Annotated in this window: 18 protein-coding genes and 2 tRNA genes; 11 read left to right on the forward strand and 9 right to left on the reverse strand. The window is 63.6% G+C overall.

All coding sequences use genetic code 11. The features are described 5' to 3' along the window. Positions 1-18: 18 nt before the first annotated feature. From H9627_RS01555 to H9627_RS01565, 3 genes are read right to left on the reverse strand one after another with little or no spacing between them, the layout of a single operon-like run. Positions 19-810 carry an ABC transporter ATP-binding protein gene (locus H9627_RS01555; protein WP_191732458.1) on the reverse strand — a complete coding sequence of 264 codons (792 nt, stop codon included), beginning with the start codon at positions 808-810 and terminating at the stop codon, positions 19-21. 8 nt (positions 811-818) lie between these two features. Further along, entirely contained in the window at positions 819-1760 is a 942-nt protein-coding gene (locus tag H9627_RS01560; protein WP_191732265.1) for an ABC transporter permease, read from the reverse strand. Next, positions 1757-2752, reverse strand: coding sequence for an ABC transporter substrate-binding protein (locus tag H9627_RS01565; protein WP_191732266.1), 996 nt, complete (start codon positions 2750-2752; stop codon positions 1757-1759). The genes H9627_RS01560 and H9627_RS01565 overlap by 4 nt, the downstream gene beginning before the upstream one ends. Positions 2753-2958: 206 nt before the next feature. On the opposite strand from H9627_RS01565, the gene H9627_RS01570 reads away from it, so the two are divergent. Then, entirely contained in the window at positions 2959-3681 is a 723-nt protein-coding gene (locus H9627_RS01570; RefSeq protein WP_191732267.1) for a DUF1707 domain-containing protein, read from the forward strand. Positions 3682-3683: 2 nt separating this feature from the next. Here the strand turns inward: H9627_RS01570 and H9627_RS01575 are convergent, their stop codons facing one another. Further along, positions 3684-4715, reverse strand: a complete 1032-nt coding sequence (locus H9627_RS01575) for an alpha/beta fold hydrolase (protein WP_191732268.1) — start codon at positions 4713-4715, stop codon at positions 3684-3686. 63 nt (positions 4716-4778) lie between these two features. On the opposite strand from H9627_RS01575, the gene H9627_RS01580 reads away from it, so the two are divergent. The 3 genes from H9627_RS01580 to H9627_RS01590 are packed head-to-tail and all read left to right on the forward strand — an operon-like array spanning position 4779 to position 7094. After that, the gene (locus H9627_RS01580; RefSeq protein WP_191732269.1) at positions 4779-5072 is read left to right on the forward strand and encodes an acyl carrier protein; all 294 of its coding nucleotides are present in this window, start codon (positions 4779-4781) and stop codon (positions 5070-5072) included. 51 nt (positions 5073-5123) lie between these two features. Beyond that, positions 5124-5960, forward strand: coding sequence for an HAD-IIA family hydrolase (locus H9627_RS01585; protein WP_191732270.1), 837 nt, complete (start codon positions 5124-5126; stop codon positions 5958-5960). Positions 5961-6020: 60 nt separating this feature from the next. After that, on the forward strand, positions 6021-7094 hold the full coding sequence (locus H9627_RS01590) for an App1 family protein (protein ID WP_191732271.1): 1074 nt from the start codon (positions 6021-6023) through the stop codon (positions 7092-7094). 99 nt (positions 7095-7193) lie between these two features. On the opposite strand, the gene H9627_RS01595 is transcribed toward H9627_RS01590, so the two are convergent. From H9627_RS01595 to H9627_RS01605, 3 genes are all read right to left on the reverse strand, one after another. After that, positions 7194-7622, reverse strand: coding sequence for a hypothetical protein (locus tag H9627_RS01595; protein ID WP_191732272.1), 429 nt, complete (start codon positions 7620-7622; stop codon positions 7194-7196). 400 nt (positions 7623-8022) lie between these two features. Next, positions 8023-8838, reverse strand: coding sequence for a serine hydrolase domain-containing protein (locus H9627_RS01600; RefSeq protein ID WP_191732273.1), 816 nt, complete (start codon positions 8836-8838; stop codon positions 8023-8025). A 118-nt stretch (positions 8839-8956) separates the two neighbouring features. After that, positions 8957-9030 (reverse strand) — tRNA-Ile (locus H9627_RS01605). Positions 9031-9157: 127 nt separating this feature from the next. On the opposite strand from H9627_RS01605, the gene H9627_RS01610 reads away from it, so the two are divergent. The 5 genes from H9627_RS01610 (at position 9158) to H9627_RS01630 (ending at position 13764) form a co-directional block, all read left to right on the forward strand. Beyond that, positions 9158-10729 (forward strand): alkaline phosphatase D family protein, encoded by a 1572-nt coding sequence (locus H9627_RS01610; protein ID WP_191732459.1) that lies wholly within the window; start codon positions 9158-9160, stop codon positions 10727-10729. 93 nt (positions 10730-10822) lie between these two features. Next, positions 10823-10895, forward strand: a tRNA-Asn gene (locus H9627_RS01615). 219 nt (positions 10896-11114) lie between these two features. Next, positions 11115-11579 (forward strand): OsmC family protein, encoded by a 465-nt coding sequence (locus H9627_RS01620; RefSeq protein WP_191732274.1) that lies wholly within the window; start codon positions 11115-11117, stop codon positions 11577-11579. 55 nt (positions 11580-11634) lie between these two features. Further along, the gene (locus tag H9627_RS01625) at positions 11635-13467 is read left to right on the forward strand and encodes a glycoside hydrolase family 15 protein (RefSeq protein ID WP_191732275.1); all 1833 of its coding nucleotides are present in this window, start codon (positions 11635-11637) and stop codon (positions 13465-13467) included. 54 nt (positions 13468-13521) lie between these two features. Beyond that, positions 13522-13764 (forward strand): hypothetical protein, encoded by a 243-nt coding sequence (locus H9627_RS01630; RefSeq protein ID WP_006768171.1) that lies wholly within the window; start codon positions 13522-13524, stop codon positions 13762-13764. A 12-nt stretch (positions 13765-13776) separates the two neighbouring features. On the opposite strand, the gene dnaG is transcribed toward H9627_RS01630, so the two are convergent. Further along, on the reverse strand, positions 13777-15675 hold the full coding sequence (gene dnaG / locus H9627_RS01635; RefSeq protein ID WP_191732276.1) for a DNA primase: 1899 nt from the start codon (positions 15673-15675) through the stop codon (positions 13777-13779). Positions 15676-15740: 65 nt separating this feature from the next. On the opposite strand from dnaG, the gene H9627_RS01640 reads away from it, so the two are divergent. Both H9627_RS01640 and H9627_RS01645 read left to right on the forward strand, forming a co-directional pair. Beyond that, entirely contained in the window at positions 15741-16223 is a 483-nt protein-coding gene (locus H9627_RS01640) for a ribonuclease domain-containing protein (RefSeq protein WP_191732277.1), read from the forward strand. A 3-nt stretch (positions 16224-16226) separates the two neighbouring features. Then, entirely contained in the window at positions 16227-16487 is a 261-nt protein-coding gene (locus H9627_RS01645) for a hypothetical protein (protein ID WP_191732278.1), read from the forward strand. A 16-nt stretch (positions 16488-16503) separates the two neighbouring features. Here the strand turns inward: H9627_RS01645 and glmS are convergent, their stop codons facing one another. Further along, positions 16504-18375 (reverse strand): glutamine--fructose-6-phosphate transaminase (isomerizing), encoded by a 1872-nt coding sequence (gene glmS / locus H9627_RS01650; RefSeq protein ID WP_191732279.1) that lies wholly within the window; start codon positions 18373-18375, stop codon positions 16504-16506. Between the last annotated feature and the right edge of the window lie 117 nt (positions 18376-18492).

Here is an 18492-nt window from a genome sequence, read left to right on the forward strand (position 1 = left end):
GGGTGGAGAGGAGCGGTATCAGCCCAGCATCGCCTTGTCGGAGAGCGTCGCGCCCTTGATCTTGGCGAATTCCTGGAGCAGATCCCGCACGGTGAGTTTCTGCTTCACCTCTTCGCCCGCCTCGTAGACGATCCGGCCCTCGTGCATCATGATGAGGCGGTTGCCCAGGCGGATGGCCTGTTCCATGTTGTGGGTGACCATGAGGGTGGTCAGTTTGCCGTCTGCGACGATCTTCTCGGTCAGGGTGGTGACCAGTTCCGCGCGCTGGGGGTCCAGGGCGGCGGTGTGTTCGTCGAGAAGCATGATCTTGGGCTGGGTGTACCCGGCCATGAGCAGCGACAGCGCCTGGCGCTGGCCACCGGAGAGCAGACCCACCTTGGCGGTGAGACGGTTTTCCAGGCCGAGTTCCAGCCTGGCCAGTTCCTGCCGGTACAGGTCCCTGCGTTTGGTCGACAGTGCGAGGCCCAGGCCACGTTTCTTACCCCGCAGCAGCGCCAGCGAGAGGTTCTCCTCGATGGTGAGGTTGGGGGCGGTACCGGCCAGGGGATCCTGGAACACCCGGCCGATGAACCGGGCCCGCCTGTGCTCGGACATCCGGTTGACCTGGGTGCCGTCAATGGTGATGGTGCCCGAATCCATGAGCAGCCGTCCGGAGACCGCGTTGAGCATGGTGGATTTGCCCGCACCGTTGGATCCGATGACCGTGACGAAGTCACCTTCCCTCATCTCCAGGCTGAGGTCGGAGAGCGCCCTGCGCTCATTGACCGTGCCGGGGAAGAAGGTCTTGTTGATGTTGGAGAGCGTCAACATGGGGTGGCTCACGCGTCCTTTCCGACGGGCAGTGGTTCGGTCGGTTTCTCGGTGGCCACCGCTGCCGCGGGGACCGCAGGCGCGGGGGTCTTCCGGAATCGCGAGGTCATCCCCTTCCACCGTGGCAGGAGCAGGGCGATGATCACCAACAGTGCGGTGATCGCCTTCATGTCATTGGGATCCAGCCCGACGCGCAGCGCCGCGAAGATGATGAGGCGGTAGAGGATCGCGCCGATGATGACGGCGATGACCGACAGCCACACCCGGCGCTGACCCAGCAGCGCCTGGCCGAGGATGACCGAGGCCAGGCCGACCAGGATCAGGCCGATGCCCATGGAGATATCCGCGAAGCCCTGGTACTGGCCCACCAGGGCGCCACACATACCCACGAACCCGTTGGACAGGGCGATGGTGAGCGTCTTGGTGAAGTCCGTGGACACACCGAAGGACTGGACCATGGGGCCGTTGTCGCCGGTGGCGCGCAGGGACAGGCCGAGGTCGGTGTTGAGGAACCACACCACCACCGCGCCGAGAGCCGCCACGGCCACCAGCAGGATGCCGGGGCCCGCCCAGGTACCGAGCAGGCCGGCCTCACGCAGCGGGGTGAACAGGGTGTCCTGTCGCAGCAGGGGCACATTCGCCCCATCCATGATGCGCAGGTTGATCGACCACAGGGCGATCATGGTGAGGATGCCGGCCAGCAGACCGTCGATCCTGCCCTTGGTGTGCAGCAGGCCGGTGATCAGGCCTGCGATGAAGCCGGTGACAAACCCGGCGAGCGTGGCCAGGACGGGGTTCCATCCGGCCATGATCGCCATCGCCGCGGTGGCCGCACCGGTGGTGAAGCTGCCGTCGACGGTGAGGTCGGCGAAGTTGAGGACACGGAAGGTGAGGTAGACACCCAGTGCCATCACGCCATAGATGAGCCCGACTTCAAAAGCGCCGATCATACGCGCTCAGCCTTGTCCAGGATCTCCTGTGGGATCTCCACGCCCTGACGCTCGGCGGCGTCCTCATTGATCACGTAGGTGAACTCGGTGGCGGTCTCAACAGGCATGGTGGCCGGGTCGGCGCCGTCCTGCAGGATGCGCAGGGCCATCTCACCGGTCTGGCGTCCAAGCTCGGTGTAGTCGATGCCCAGGGTCGCGATCGCGCCACCCTCGACGGTGCCGGCTTCCGCGCCGATTACGGGGATCTGGTTCTGCTCGGCAACCTGGACCAGGGAGGCGATACCGGAGACCACCATGTTGTCGGTGGGAACGTAGATGGCATCCACATCACCGAGTGCGTCCACGGCCTGCTGGATCTCATTGACGGTGGTCACGGTCTGGGTCTTGACGTCGATGCCGAGGGGGCCTGCGGCCTCCTCCACGGCGTCCACCTGGACCTGGGAGTTGACCTCACCGGAGGCATAGACGATGCCGATGCTGTCCACATCCGGGACGAGCTGACGGAGGAGTTCGAGCTGATCCTCGATCGGGGCCGCGTCGGAGGTGCCGGTGACGTTGCCACCCGGTGCGTCGTTGGAGTCCACGAGCTCGGCGGACTCCGCATCGGTGACAGCGGTGAACAGAACCGGGATGTCGGTGATGTTCTGGGCGGTGGCCTGGGCGGCCGGGGTGGCCACAGCCAGGACCAGGTCCAGGTTGTCGGAGGCGAACTGCTGGGCGATGGTCAGCGCGGTGCCCTGTTCACCGTTGGCGTTCTGCTCCTCGAAGGTGACCTCCACACCGGCGTCCTCGAATGCCTGCTTGAACCCTGCGGTGGCGGAATCCAGGGCGGGATGCTGCACCAGCTGGTTGATACCGATGGTGTAGGAATCACCGCCCCCGGATGCGCCGGTGGTGGTGTCGGTGTCATCGGAGTCGCTGCTGCAGGACGCCAGCGCAAGCGCGCCGACGGTCAGGATGCCGGCGAGGGTCGTCGAACGGGAAGAGAACATGGCACATCTCCTTCAATAGATTTCTTGGCCCAGGGTGTTCACTTGTGTCACGGGAAATCACCTGTGAGATGATTCATGCTAAAACTTACTTGTCAAACAGGTCATATGTGTAAACTCGGGCGTCCCATGGGTGCCCCGGGTGGGGTTTGGCACTGCCCACCAAACGGGAGCGTGGGTTACGACGCGACGCTAGAGTGGAGACCACCATGAACGTTCCATCTAATAAGCCCAGCGATGCCGACCGCGAATATCTCCAGGCTGAACTCACCCGCCTCGTCGGGCAGGGTCGCCTGGATCTGACCACCTACCAGGACTTGGTGGATATCGTGTGGTCCACGGACAACAACACCGACCTCATGCAGATCCGTGCGCGGTACTTCGGTGGGCCCCCGGTGCAGCAACCTCCGGTGCAACAGCCCCCCGCACCGCCGCAGCAGTACCGGTATGGCCAGCCCCCGGTGCAGCAGCCGCCCCATCCCCATTCACCCCACGGCATTCCCATGGGCGGCCACCTGGCCCAGCCCCACCAGTTCACTCCCCCGGCGGTTGCAGGTTCTGAACCTGAGCAGTCGACGATGGGGTCGATCAAGAAAACCGGCCAGTGGGCCGTACCGGCGTACTCCGCCTACAAGCTCAACGGATCGGATCTCCACCTGGATCTGCGCAGGGCCACGGCCGCGGCACCGGTGGTCACCATTGACATCACCATGAACATGTCGGCGGCGACCCTGGTCGTGCCCCCGGGTGTGCACGTGGATGTGCAGATGGCCAGCAGGAACTGGTCGGAGTTCAATGTGGACACCTCCACCCCGATCCCCGGCGCGCCGCGGGTGGTGCTCACCGGTGTCGCGCGTGCGTCGACGTTGAAGGTGATCACCAAGAACCCGAATGAGCCGCTGGGTCTGTGGCAACAGGTCTTCGGTTCCTGACCTCAGGGGGTTGAGGGTACGCCGAGGACTCGGTCCAGTTGGGTGTGGATGGCATTGTTGATGATGCCCGGTGCCTCCAGGGGCAGCATGTGCCCGGCGCCCTCCGCGATCTGGCGTTTCGCGTCGGGCCAGAGTTCGCAGATGCGCTCGGACTGACTGAGCGGAGTGACGTCATCGTTCTCCCCCGCCAGAACACACCCCTCCATACCCGCCAGGGCCGGGGCGGCGTCCAGTTCGTCGTGATCCTGGAGGTCGTCGAAGAAACCCACGAAGGTGTCCAGGGGGGTCTCATGGATCATCGCGGCGTGGAACTCCACCACGCGGTCGTTGATGGGTCGTTTGAACACCGCGGTGGACAGTGCCGGGGCGATGAACGAGGAGATGTAATCCCGGAATGCGTCCACCTCGTCCGGGGATGCCTCGGTGGTGTCCCTGACCTTCTCGGCGACCGGTGAGGCGAGGATCTGTGGGAGTCCCTGCGCGGAGAGGGACTCGATGGAGGCAGAGGCGAGGATGACACCCCGGATCCTCTCCCGGAGTTCAGCATCGGCACGTTTAACCAGGTTGAGAGCTGTCAGACCACCGAGGGAATGCCCCACGATGATCAGGGGCCCGGTGGGGGCGTGCGCCCGGATGGCGGCCAGGGCGTCATCGGCGGTGCCCGCGATGGTGCAGAGCTCCGGTTCCACCCGGCCGGTGCGTCCGTGGCCGCGGACGTCGAAAAGCACGCTTTTGACCTGTGGGAAATGTTCCTGCAGATACTCCACCTGCATGTAGTACACCTCGGCGGCGAGGGTGAAACCGTGGATGAACACGACCGTGGCCTCAGCGTCCGCGGGGCCGACCACATACGTCCGGACGGCGATCCCGTCGGAGTCCACGGTGGTTTCCTCGTCCACGTGCACCAGGCCGGGTCGGCGGGTGCGGCTGTGTAGTGCGGCGTGTTCCCGTGCCAGACGACGCCGCCCCTGTTTCGTGAGGCGCAATCGTGCCGCGCGGAGTGATGATCGTAACCTCGTGGGGTCCAGAGCCATGCCACCCAGACTACAAGGCAGGGCAACTGGCTCCGGTGGGCGCATATCGGTAACTTTGATGTCATGATCCCGAACTCCACCAATACCCCTGAAACCCCCGATGACGCCCGGTCGGACATGCTGACCACCCTGGTCGGGATCCTGTCGGATGTGGGCGGGGTGAGCGCCGATGACATCACCACCACCGCCCGCCTGCGCGAGGATCTGGCCATCAGTTCCCTCAACCTCATCGAGGCGGTCGTGCGGGTGGAGGATGCCTTCGGGGTGCGTATCGAGGATGCTGATGTGCAGGGTTTCACCACCCTGGGTGACATCATTGATTTCCTGGAGACCAACCGTTCGGAAACAGTGTCCTAACACATCCCCGATTAACGGGACTTTCCAGGCCTCCGCGCGCACAATGGTCATATGACTGTGAACATCTCCTATCTCACCGACATGGATGGCGTCCTCATCAAGGAGGGCGACATGATCCCCGGTGCGGACCGGTTCCTGCACGCACTTGTCCACAATGACATCGAGTTCATGGTGTTGACCAATAACTCGATCTTCACTCCCCGCGATCTCTCCGCACGTCTGCGCAGCTCGGGGTTGGATATCCCTCCCGAGCGCATCTGGACCTCCGCCACCGCCACCGCCCATTTCCTGAAATCCCAGGTCAACGAGGGCACCGCCTATGTGGTCGGTGAATCCGGCCTCACCACCGCGCTGCACACCGCCGGGTGGATCCTCACCGACTCCGATCCGGAGTTCGTGGTGCTGGGCGAGACCCGCACCTACTCCTTCGAGGCCATCACCACCGCCATCAACCTCATCATGGGCGGTGCCCGGTTCATCTGCACCAACCCCGATGTCACCGGCCCCTCCCCCACGGGCATCCTGCCCGCCACCGGCTCGGTGGCCGCACTGATCACCGCGGCGACAGGAGCGGAACCGTACTTCATCGGCAAACCCAACCCGGTGATGATGCGCAGCGCGCTCAACACCATCGGTGCGCACTCCGAGCACACCGTCATGATCGGTGACCGCATGGACACCGACGTGATCTCCGGCCTGGAGGCCGGTATGCGCACCGTCCTGGTCAAGAGCGGCATCTCGGATGAAGCGGAGATCAAGCGGTACCCGTTCCGTCCGACCATGGTCGTGGACTCCATCGCCGACATCGCACAGAGGTGGGATGACCCGTTCGGGGATGGATCCTTCAACGTCCCGGATCACGCTGAACAGAACACCGAACAAAACTAGGACTCCACCTCCCCGGTCCCCGTCCTGCACGCGGACGGTCAGATGTCTACTGTCGTGGACATGGCGATTTCTGACATTGCACGCAAAGGCGAAAACTGGGCGAACCGGGCCACCCTGAAACGGTCCATCCGCAGGGGCTGGACCCCCGAGGTCACCGGGTTCTCGGGTTACGGTTCACAGCGACGGGTCCGGGTGCTTGCCCGGGTCCTCATGACCAATCCTGATGTTCCGCAGGATCCCCTGGAAGGCAGTGAGGAGGGCCAGATGTCGCTGGGCGAGCAGGCTCAGCGGGGTTGGCGACAGTTCTTCACCATCCAGGTGCCCAACCACCCCGTCCGGGTGCTTGTCGGTGACAAGACGGTGGAGACCACCACGGACGGCAACGGGTACCTCGACCTGCTCGTGGAGGACCACGGGTTGGATGCCGGATGGCATGAGGTCTCCGTCGAGGCCGAGGGAGCGACACCCACCAGCGCCAGGGTCCTCATCGTTGACCAGTCCGCGCGGCTGGGGTTGATCTCCGATATCGATGACACCATCATGGTTACCTGGCTCCCCCGGGCCCTGCTGGCGGCGTGGAACTCGTGGATCCGCCACACCGATACCCGCAAACCGGTGCCCGGCATGGGGGAGTTCTATGCGGAGCTGCTGCGCACCGACCCGAATGCCCCGGTGTTCTATCTGTCCACGGGCGCATGGAACACCTTTGAAACCCTCAGCGCCTTCCTGAAACGGTACAACCTGCCCGACGGCCCGATGCTGCTGACCGACTGGGGCCCCACCCCGACCGGAATGTTCCGGTCCGGTCAGGAACACAAGAAGGTGCAGCTGAGGAACCTCATCATCGACTACCCCGATATCAAGTGGATCCTGGTGGGCGATGACGGCCAGCATGATCCACTGATCTACGGTGAGGCCGTCGCGGAACACCCGGACAGGATCGCGGGTGTGGCCATCCGTGAGCTCTCCCCCGGGGAGCATGTGTTGTCCCACGGCACCACGGGCGCGCTGACCACCATCACCACCAACGGCGGACAGGGTGTCCCCGCGGTGCATGGGAGTGACGGGCATGAGCTGCTGCGTAACTACCGAACCCAACCGTTCCCCCTGGATGAACAGGACCACGTGGGTTAGCTCCGGAAATGCAGAAATCCTGCGGTGACTCCCTCCTCCAGGGAGGGGCCGCAGGATTGGTTGTCCCCCGGATCCAGGTGGATCCTCACCCGCCGTCGTCTAATCAACGATGCGCAGTTCAACATCAAACATGTGTTCATCCGCCAGATTCACCAGCAGATCCCGCAGACGCGAGAGCTCACATGGTGCTCCGGTGATCACCTCACGGCACTCGACCAGGCCGAGTTCGAACGGATCGCGACGCCAGGCCGTGAACCACCGTGCGGTGAGCAGATCAGCACCCGAAGCAACGAGCTCCGAGGGGCTGGGGATGCACACCACCATTGTGGTCTCCACCGTCGGGCGCAGCGTGCGGGGCATTCCGCTGATCGTGAGAACAGCGGTTTGTGCCGGTTCGGCTACATCCAAAAATGAAGGTGCAATGGAGGTTTTCAGTTGTGGTAACCCCATGTCCTCCCAGAAGTCTGCCGTGAGCAGGTCCGCCTGATGACGGCTCCGGGTGGGCACGGTTAATGCTTTGTTCGTCATGTCGGATTCCTTAGGCAACACCTGACAACCCCCGACCCTGGTCAACCCAGTGCCGCGTGTTGTAAGACGAGGATCGTCTTCCCCAACGGCCTCGCGTGTGCGTCATTCGTCCTTTAACGACGTGCTACAGGCGATTGTGGTGAACTCCCCCGGGACCAGCAACCCTGAACCAACACTTTAACCCCCGATCATTAAAGCTGAAGTTCAACTTTAGACTCCCCGTTATGGATGCGAGGATATTCCTATCAACCCAGTTCAGGGCACTAATCTTCCCCAATAGCGTCCCGATCGACCTCGTCCATAGGCAGGTCGCAGGGATCGGCGACGAGAAACACAGCGGTGACACTGGAACTATGCGAACACCCGTGCTAGAAAAAATGCGCCCGGGAATCCCAACCGGTCAGACCCCACGCTCGAGTTCCGCCCACACCGCATCATTGAAATCCGTCCAGAGCGGTTTGGCCCAGGCATCGAAATAGCGGTCCGTCAGCACCACACCCGCCCGCCCGGTTCCGGGTGCGACCCAGAGGAAGGTTCCGGAATAACCAAAGTGTCCGATGGTGTTCTCCGGCATGGTCGTACCGGTCCAGTGCGGTGACTTGGTGCCCCTGATCTCAAAACCCAGCCCCCACGGACACGGTTTCTGCATTCCATACCCGGGAACGGTGCCGATCAGGTCCGGGTACTGCACCGTGAATGCCTCATCGAGGGTCTGGCGCGCCAACAGCGTCGGATCCAGCAGTTCCCCGGCGAACCTGGTCAGGTCCGCCACCGTGGAGCGCATCGCATGCCCGGCGGATCCGTGCAGCTCAGAGGACTCCATGCCCAGAGGCATCAACACCGCCTCGCGCAGGTACTCCGCGAACGACATCTCGGCCTCCTCCTCCACAGCACGGGCCAGAACGTCGAACCCGGCAGAGGAGTAGATCCGACGCTCCCCCACCGGCCGCTCCACCACAGGGGAGCCGAAGGCCAGACCCGAGGCGTGGGCCAGCAGGTGTCGCACCGTGGCACCCTCCGGACCGAGCGGGGTGTCGAGCTCGAAGGCACCCTCCTCGATGGCGATGTGAAAGGCGTAGGCGGTGACCAGTTTGGTCACGCTCATGATCTCAAAGACATGGTCGACATCGCCGTGGGTGGTAACGGTGCCGTCGGCGATGATGCTTGCTGCGACGTTGTCCACCGGCCATGAGTCAAGTGCGTTCAAGCTCTCCATGGACACCGACCCTAGCAACTCCCCGACCCCGAACCCCTGAGGCGGGGCCGGAGGAACCGGAAAAGATGACAGAGGCCGTCATGCATATGCGCATGACGGCCTCTGATCACGGACTCGGTGGGGCCAGCGGGGCTCGAACCCGCGACCAACGGATTATGAGTCCGTAGCTCTAACCGACTGAGCTATAGCCCCCGTCCATCGTTGCCTTATCAGACAACGCGCTTATTATACCCATCACCTTTTCCCTCAACGTGCCAACCCCCGGTTCGTGTCGCATTATCATGAGGACCTATTCCCCTCCCGCGCCGAGGAGCTCACCATGCAGGCAGCACACATCCCCCGTCGCCGTTTCCTCCAGGGCACGGCCCTCACAGCGACGGCGGCAGCGGTCACCGTCGGTGGGACAAGAACAGCGCACGCCGCAGACCCGCACCGTTGGTTTCAGCACGGGGTCGCATCGGGGGACCCCACACCGGGCTCGGTGATCCTGTGGACGCGTGTCACCCCCACGCCGGAGGCAACCCCGGGCAGCGGGGTGGGTGAGTCCGTCGGGGTGGTGTGGGAGGTGGCGAGGGAGGCGTCGATAAGCACCGTCGTGGCGCGCGGCACCGTGGTGACGGGGCCGGAACGCGACCACACCGTCCACGTCGACCCGGGCGGGCTGGAGCCCGCAACCCGCTACTACTACCGGTTCACCGCGCCGGATGGCGAGCGGTCACCGGTGGGGACCACCACGACGCTTCCGCTTATCGACGCCCCACTGTCCTCCCTCACCCTCGCCGTGGCCTCGTGCGCCAACTGGGAGGCCGGCCACTTCGCGGCGTTCGGTGACATCGCCCGGCGCGCCGGTGAGCTGGACCTGGTGGTATTCCTCGGGGACTACATCTACGAATACGCGCGTGGCACATTCATCGGCGGGGCCGGAATGGTGCGCGCCACCGAACCCGCCGAGGAGACCATCCGCCTCGACCAGTACCGTACACGCTACGGTCTGCACCGCACCGACCCGGACCTGCAGGCCGCCCACGCCGCCCTGCCGTGGATCGTGATGTGGGATGACCACGAAACCGCCAACAATTCCTGGCGGGACGGCGCACAGAACCACCAGCCCCATGAAGGACCCTGGCACGACCGCAAACAGGCGGCACGGCAGGCCTACCTGGAGTGGCTGCCGATCCGCGCGGGCTCCAGCGACCTCCTCTACCGCTCATTCACCTTCGGCACCCTGGGACAGCTGTCCATGCTGGATCTGCGCAGTTTCCGCGACATCCCGCCCACCCACCAGCAGTGGCTGGGTGGGATGCGCGGGACCACTATGATGGGGACCGCACAGTTCGACTGGTTGAAAACCCAGATCGATAACACCACCGCCCGGTGGAACATCATCGGCAGCTCGGTGATGTTCGCCCCCATGCAGGTCACCGGCGGCCCCCACATCCAACTGCCGGATCCCCTGCCCGCCAATCTCGACCAGTGGGACGGGTACTCCCGCGAACGCGACCGTCTGCTCTCCGTCCTCGCGGACACCGGCCGCCCCTCCCTCTTCCTGACCGGGGACATCCACTCCGAGTGGGGTAGCACCCTGCGCCACGGCGACCGGCACATCGGGGTGGAACTGGTCGGCAGTTCCATCACCTCCGCCAATGTCAACGATTTCCTCGGATTACCTGAGGACAACCCCGTCAGCCACGGCAGTGAGGGCTTCATCCGTGCCAACGCCCCACATGTGCGCCATGTGGATCTGGATGCCCACGGGTACGCCATCGCCACCCTTGGGCCGGAGTCCGTGCAGCGGCGCTGGCTGCGGGTCGCCGACATCACCCTGCCCGACTCCCCGGTCGCCCCGGCGGTGGCCCTGGACTGGGTTTACGGCACCGGATTTACATCCTGAGCTGGCGATTTGTGTGTTGTGAAAGCCTCGGGCTATAGTTAATTCTCGTTGCAGGGAAGCGGCACACAGCCACTGCCCAAACAACAAGAGTATTCCTCCATAGCTCAGTTGGCAGAGCATTCGACTGTTAATCGAAGGGTCACTGGTTCGAGCCCAGTTGGAGGAGCAGAAATAAAACCCACCGAAATTATTCGGTGGGTTTTTTGCTTTGTCCTGGGAAGCCTGGAATCCGGACACACTTTTTAGGGTTTAACCCGGAAGTGCCGCTGAACGATTTCGTTGATTTGTGCCCCCAGGCAACCCAATCCGGCTGTTGTCCCGCGCAAACCAACGAAAATGATCACACACCCCTGCACCTGGGGTCGGTCGACGTAGCCTGGGAGCCATGGCCACAGATCCCGCTTCCCACGCGACGTCCCTCACCGCACCCATTACCGCCACCCGCACCGGGCCGTGGACGTTGTCCGTCGATAATCGCCGGGGTGCCACGCTCACCATTGGCATGGAAGGTGCCGAAGGCAGCTTCTCCCCCGTCGAACTGCTCCAGGCCGCACTCGCCGGGTGTGCGGCGCTGTCCGCGGAAGCCCAGCTGGTGGACAAGCTCGGCGCCGATGCGTCCGTCTCCTCCACGGCGCAGGCCACCTACGCCCCCGACACCAACCGGATCACCCACCTGAGCAACACCATCACCACCGACATGGCCTCCCTGTCGGCGGAGAGAATCGAGAAACTCATTCAGGCTGCGGAGCGTTCCGTGGGCACATTATGCACGGTGAAGAGATCACTCACCCACGGCATCGAAGCCACGACCACCGTCCACAATGAAGCGGTGGACCAACCGGCAGGGTGAGACTGATTGTCACTTTGATTGTCACCACACTGTGAACCGCTCTACCCTGGCACGCATGGAGAACACCGCGAGTACAGCACCATCTGTCCCATTGGATACACCTCTGGAGGATTACGCCCTGCTGTCAGACACCCACACAGCGGCGTTGCTGTCCAGGCATGGCAGCATCGACTGGTTGTGCCTACCCAGGTTCGACTCCGAGGCGGTGTTCACCCGTCTGCTCGGTGATCATGATCATGGGCACTGGCGTATCCACGTCCCGGATGGTGAGGTGATCAGCCAGACCTATCTGGGTGATTCCTTCGTGGTGCAGACCGTCTGGCGTTCCCCCACGGGTCTCGCCCGGGTGGTGGATTTCATGCCGATCCACGACCAGACGGATTCCCTCACGGATCTGGTGCGCACCGTGCACTGCATCGACGGGGAGATCGACGTGGAGGCGATATTGCGTCTGCGGTTCGACTACGGCGAATCCATCCCGTATTTCCGTTCGGCGGATCACGGCGACCACAGCGTGATCCAGGCGGTGGCCGGCCCCAATGCGGTCTATGTCCGCGGACCGAAGATGCCCCACCGGCCGAGCTCCGATTGCCATAGCGGCACCTTCACGCTGACGGCGGGGGATTCCCTGAACTGGGTGCTCACCTGGTCCCCATCCTTCGAGGAGCATCCACCGTTACCAGATTACTCCAGCTCCTTCGAGCAGACGGTGGGGTTCTGGTCGCACTGGGTGGATGCGCTACCGCAGCAGGAGCTTTACGACGACGAGGTGCGCCGCTCCATGCTCGTCCTGCGGGCCCTGACCGACCTGAAGACAGGTGGCATTGTCGCCGCCCCCACCACCTCCCTGCCGGAGGAATTCGGTGGGGTGCGCAACTGGGACTACCGCTATGTCTGGCTGCGGGATTCCGCCTTCACCATTGAATCGCTCGTGGAATACGGTTTCTCCCAGGCCGCCCTGCAGTGGCGTGCCTGGTTGCTGCGCGCGATCGCCGGTGACCCGGAGAAACTGCGCATCATGTACGGACTCGGTGGCGAACGCCACCTCCCGGAACGCGAACTTCCCCACCTCCGCGGGTATGAGAACTCCGTTCCCGTGCGCGTGGGTAACGGCGCGGCCGAACAGTACCAGGCCGATGTGGTCGGCGAGGTCATGGTCGCATTGGAAACCATCCGACGTGCGGGATGCCGGGAGGATGAGTTCTCCTGGGGCATGCAGAAAGCCATGTTGGAATTCCAGGAACTTCACTACAACCGCAAGGATCACGGCATCTGGGAGATGCGCTCCGAACCGAAGCACTTCACCCACGGCAGGGTGGCCATGTGGGCGGCGTTCGACCGTGGGGTCAAGGCTGTCGAGGAATACGGCCTGGACGGCCCCGCGGACCGGTGGCGCGAACTTCGTGGCCGTCTCCGTGAGGAGATCATGGAGTGTGGGTACAACGAGGAGATCCAGTCCTTCACCCAGTGTTACGACAACACCCAGGTGGATGCCTCCCTGCTGCACATCGTGCAGATGGGGTTCATCTCCCCCACGGATCCGAAGATGCTCAGCACCGTCGCCCGCATCGAGGAGGAACTGCTCGATGCGCAGGGCTTCCTCCACCGTTACCTCACCGATGGGTCCGATGGTCTGGAGGGTGATGAGTACCCGTTCCTCATCTGTTCCTTCTGGCTCATCGAACAATACGCACTGTCGGGACGACTCGAGGAGGCCAAGGAGATGATGGAACGCGTGCTGTCCATCCAGAGTCCCCTGGGGCTGCTCGCCGAGGAGTACTCCCCCACCCACGGGCGTCTGGCGGGCAACTTCCCGCAGGCGTTTTCCCACATCGGTCTGGTCCGCGCGGCCCGCGCCATCAATTTTGAGAACGCCCGGACCAGGTAGGCTATCGGTAATAACTGTCGACTACATCCGATTTCCTAGGGAGACCATCCACCCATGATCCAGCTTGTTATCGGCGCCGCCGCCGGGTACGTGTTAGGCACCAAGGCCGGGCGTAAGCGATACCACCAGATCAAAAAGGGATATGAAACCGCCATCAACTCCCCGGCGACCAAGGCCGCGGTGAATGCCACCCGCCGCGCCATCGCCAACAAGCTCGACCCGGAACCGCGGATGAAGGAGGTACGTAATCTGCGTACCGACGACGGCCACAGCGTCCTCGAGCCGGATGAGGATTAGTCAGAGACCGGTTCAGCCCCGGAACGCCCGCGCCATCAGTTCCCGCCGGGCCTGTTCCAGGGCCACCAGGTCGGAGAACAGGGAGTTGTAGGCCTGCTCATCATCGGAGGGGCGCATGCGCTGCAGCTGGCTCTTGAGCACCGCGATCTGGTTGCCCACCCGTGTCTCCTGGAGTCGGGATAACACCCCATCGGTGTAGGACTCGAGGTCCTGGGCCTCCACCTCGATGGGTTCCATGGCCAGTTCGGACACCAGCGAGGTGCCCAGGATATCCGCCATGTTCTCGGACACCCGCGGCAACCAGTCCACCCCACCGGTGGTCTGTTCGCACCCACCGGCCGCGGTGATGGCATCCCGGACCATGCGATAGGCGGGGTTGGTGAAACAATCCACCGCCAGACCATCGAAATAGGATCCCGCCAGTTCCGGGTGCTGGAGGGCGATCTTGAGGGATTCACGTTCCTGCCACAGGGCGGGGTTACGCGGATCGGGCATGACCATCTGGGGGCGGGTGCTCTGATCCTCCAGGTTCTGCGCATCGAAACGGGTGGCCCGCATCTGCCTCTTCTGCGGTTTGGGTCGACGGACCTCCTCGTGCACCTGCTGGAGCACCTCCGCGGGGTCGGGCCACCCCACCCAACCGGCGAGCAGCCGGGCATACTCCGACTGGAGGGTCCGGTCGCGGATACCCGCGACGATCGGCACCGCACGGCGCAGCGCATTGAGCCGTCCCTCCACCGTGTCCAGGGGATATTCACTGATGATGGACTGGATGACGAACTCGAACATGGGTATCCGGCTGGCCACCAGATCCCGCACGGCCGCATCCCCACGCTCCAGACGCAGGTCGCAGGGATCCATCCCCTTCGGTGCCACGGCCACATAGGACTGGCCGGTGAATTTCTGATCACCCTCGAAGGCACGCATGGCGGCCTTCTGGCCGGCCTCATCACCGTCGAAGGTGTAGATGAGTTCCCCGCGGAAGTAATTGTCATCCAACATCAACCGGCGCAGCATCTGGAGGTGCTCATCACCGAAGGCGGTGCCACAGGAGGCCACGGCGGTGTTGATGCCGGCGGCGTACATGGCCATGACATCGGTGTACCCCTCCACCACCACGGCCTGGTGGCTCTGCGCGATGGTCCGCTTGGCGGTGTCCAGGCCGAAGAGCACCTTGGATTTCTTGTACAGCAGGGTCTCGGGCGTGTTCATGTACTTGCCCATCTTGTCATCGTCGAAAAGCTTGCGGGCGCCGAAACCGATGACATCACCGGAGAGGTTCTTGATGGGCCACAGCAGACGACGCTGGAACTGGTCGATGGGTCCCCGCCTGCCCATCTTGGACAATCCGGCGGCCTCAAGTTCCTTGAATTCGAAGCCCTTCTTCAGCAGGTGCTTGGTCAGGGTGTCCCATCCGGCCGGGGCGTAACCGCATTCGAAATGGTAGATGTGCTCCTGGCTGAAACCACGCTGCAGGAGGAAATCCCGCCCGGGCTGGGCCTCGGGGGTCTCCAGCTGCTCCCGGTAGAACTGGTGCGCCGCCTTGTTCGCGGCGACCAGACGCTGACGGGTACCGGGTTCCTCACGCCGACCTGGGCCACCACCCTGGTAGTTGATCTGGTAACCGATCTTCTCCGCGCAGACCTCCACCGCCTCGGGGAAGGAGATGTGTTCCATCTCCATGAGGAAGGAATACACATCCCCGCCCTTGCCGGTGGAGAAACAGTGGTAGTACCCGCGGTTGGGGCGGACATGGAACGACGGGGTCTTCTCGTCCTTGAAGGGGCTGAGTCCCTTGAGTGAATCCGCGCCGGCGCTCTTGAGCTGCACGTAGTCACCCACGATCTCCTCGATCGGGGTTCGTTCACGGATTGCCTGGATATCGCTTTCCGGTATGCGTCCCTTTGTCATGGTGAACACTCTAGCCCCTTGCCGGGACATGATTCCCATCCACAGAATGTGAGAGTATTGACCCCATGCAGAGAAGCGGTAACAAGAAAATCACCGGTGTGCTCGGGGTGGCGCTGATCGCCGCAGCCACCTGGTTGGGGATCAATGCCTCCGGTGAGGACCAGGCGGACACCACAGCAACGACAGCCACCAGCGCAACCAGCACCGTGGCCCCACTACGCACCACCAGTGGCCTGCCCGCCTGCTCCCTGGAGAGCCTGCCCGATCAGACCGAACCGGTGGTGGAGGACATCCTGACCGGCGGTCCCTTCGCCTACCCGGACAATGACGGCACCCGCTTCGGCAACTATGAGGGCATCCTGCCCGAGGAGCCCGCAGGCTACTACCGGGAATACACCGTGGACACCCCCGGGCTGAACCACCGTGGTCCGCTGCGCATCGTCACCGGTGGCAGCACCGAGACCGATCCCGATGTCTGGTACTTCACCGGGGACCACTACGAGTCCTTCTGTGAGATCACGGACGAGCTCACGGATGCGGAAGGCTAGACCATGCACATCGTGATCCGTGGCTCCTTCCACACCCGGGCGGATGTCCTGGCGCTCATCGGCCGCGCCGCCTGGGGCATCGACCGACCCGGGCCCACCAACCTCGACGGGCTGGCCGACCTGATCAAGGAGACCGGCCTGCGCAGCATCACCATCCAGGGCATCTGGGCGGTGGACGAGAAAACAGCCTCGGCGATCAACCGGATCTGTGGGGATCTCGGTGTGTCGCTGAGGCTGCCGGCCGGGACTGACCCGGTGCCGTGAAGCGTCGTAAAGCTCTCTACTCCACGGTGACGGACTTGGCCAGGTTACGAGGCTGATCCACGTCAAAGCCCTTCTCGGTGGCCACGGCGCAGGCGAAGATCTGCAGTGGCACGGTGGCCAGCAGTGGCTGCATCAGGGTCGGGGCCTGCGGGATGCGGATGATGTAGTTGGCGTGCTCATCAACAGCCGTGTCCCCCTCCTCGGCGATGACAATGGTGACCGCACCACGGGCGCGGATCTCCTGGATGTTGGACACCACCTTGGCGTGCAGGGAGTCACGACCGCGTGGGGACGGCACGATGACGAAAACGGGCTGGCCGTCCTCCACGAGCGCGATGGGACCGTGCTTGAGCTCGCCGGCGGCGAACCCCTCGGCGTGCAGGTAGGCGATCTCCTTGAGCTTCAGTGCGCCCTCGAGTGCCACCGGGTAACCGACGTGGCGGCCGAGGAAGAGCACCGACTTGGCATCAACCATGCTGCGGCCGAGCTGCTTGACCTGCTCCTCATTGTCGATGACCTCCTGGATCTTCGCCGGCATCTCGCGCAGGGAGTCCAGGATGACACGGACCTCATCGGCGAACTTGTTGCCCCGCAGCTGCGCCAGGTACAGACCCAGCAGGTAGGACGCGGTGATCTGCGCCAGGAAGGCCTTGGTGGAGGCCACGGCGATCTCCGGACCGGCGTAGGTGTACAGGCAGGCATCGGCCTCGCGCGGCAGGGTGGATCCGACGGTGTTGCAGATGGCCACCACCTTCGCGCCCTGCTCACGGGCATGGCGCACCGCCATGAGGGTGTCCATGGTCTCACCGGACTGGGACAGTGCCACCACCAGGGTCTTCTCGTTGACGATGGGATCGCGGTAGCGGAACTCATGGGCCAGCTCGACCTCGGTCGGGATGCGGCACCAGTGCTCAATGGCGTAGCGGGCCACCTGACCGGCATAGGCCGCGGTGCCACAGGCCACCACGATGATCTTGTCCACCGAACGCAGAATGGATTCATCGATGCGCAGCTCATCGAGCGTCAACTTGCCGTCTTCATCCATGCGCCCCAGCAGGGTGTCACGGACGGCGGCCGGCTGGTCGTGGATCTCCTTGTCCATGAAGGAGTGGAAGCCACCCTTCTCGGCGGCGGCGGCGTCCCACTCGACAGCGAAGGGCTTGCCTGCCGACGGGGTGCCGTCGAAGTCGGTGATCTCATAGGACTCGGCGGTGATGGTGACCACCTGGTCATTGGACAATTCCACCGCACTGCGGGTGTAGTCGATGAACCCGGAGACATCGGAGCCGAGGAAGTTCTCCCCCTCGCCCAGTCCAATGACCAGCGGGGAGTTGCGGCGGGCGGCCACGATGCGGTCGGGGTGGTCGACCTGGATGGCCAGGAGGGTGAAGGCACCGTCCAGGCGCTGACCGGTCAGCTGCATGGCCCGGGTCAGATCGCCCTCGGCCTCGGTCTTGTAAATCTCACCCAGCAGGGTGGCGGCCACCTCGGTGTCGGTGGAGGAGACGAAGTTGTAGCCCTTGGCGGTCAGCTCGGCACGAAGCTCGGAGAAGTTCTCGATGATGCCGTTGTGAACTACGGCGAGCCGGCCCCCGGCCACCACATGCGGGTGCGCGTTGACGTCGGTGGGACCACCGTGGGTGGCCCACCGGGTGTGTCCGATGCCGAGGATCGAATCCGGCAGGGGCGCGCGGGCGATCTCCGCCTCCAGGGCTGCGACCTTGCCTGCCTTCTTGCGGAAGCTGATCTCCCCGTCCGCGTACACCGCGACACCGGCGGAGTCATACCCGCGGTATTCCAGGCGACGCAGTCCTTCCAGAACCACGTCCAGCGCATAGTAATTGCGGGTGTCACCCGCTTGGCCAATGTATCCGACAATTCCACACATTCCCGAAACTGTACATCAGGTTTTATCTGCTACACCACCTGAATTGCGCAGTTTTTTTCCTCATGTTTCTGACCACCGCAAACACATGTCTATCTGCTCAAATAGCACCTGTTGTTG

It is taken from the genome of Corynebacterium gallinarum (assembly GCF_014837045.1).
GTDB lineage: Bacteria > Actinomycetota > Actinomycetes > Mycobacteriales > Mycobacteriaceae > Corynebacterium > Corynebacterium gallinarum.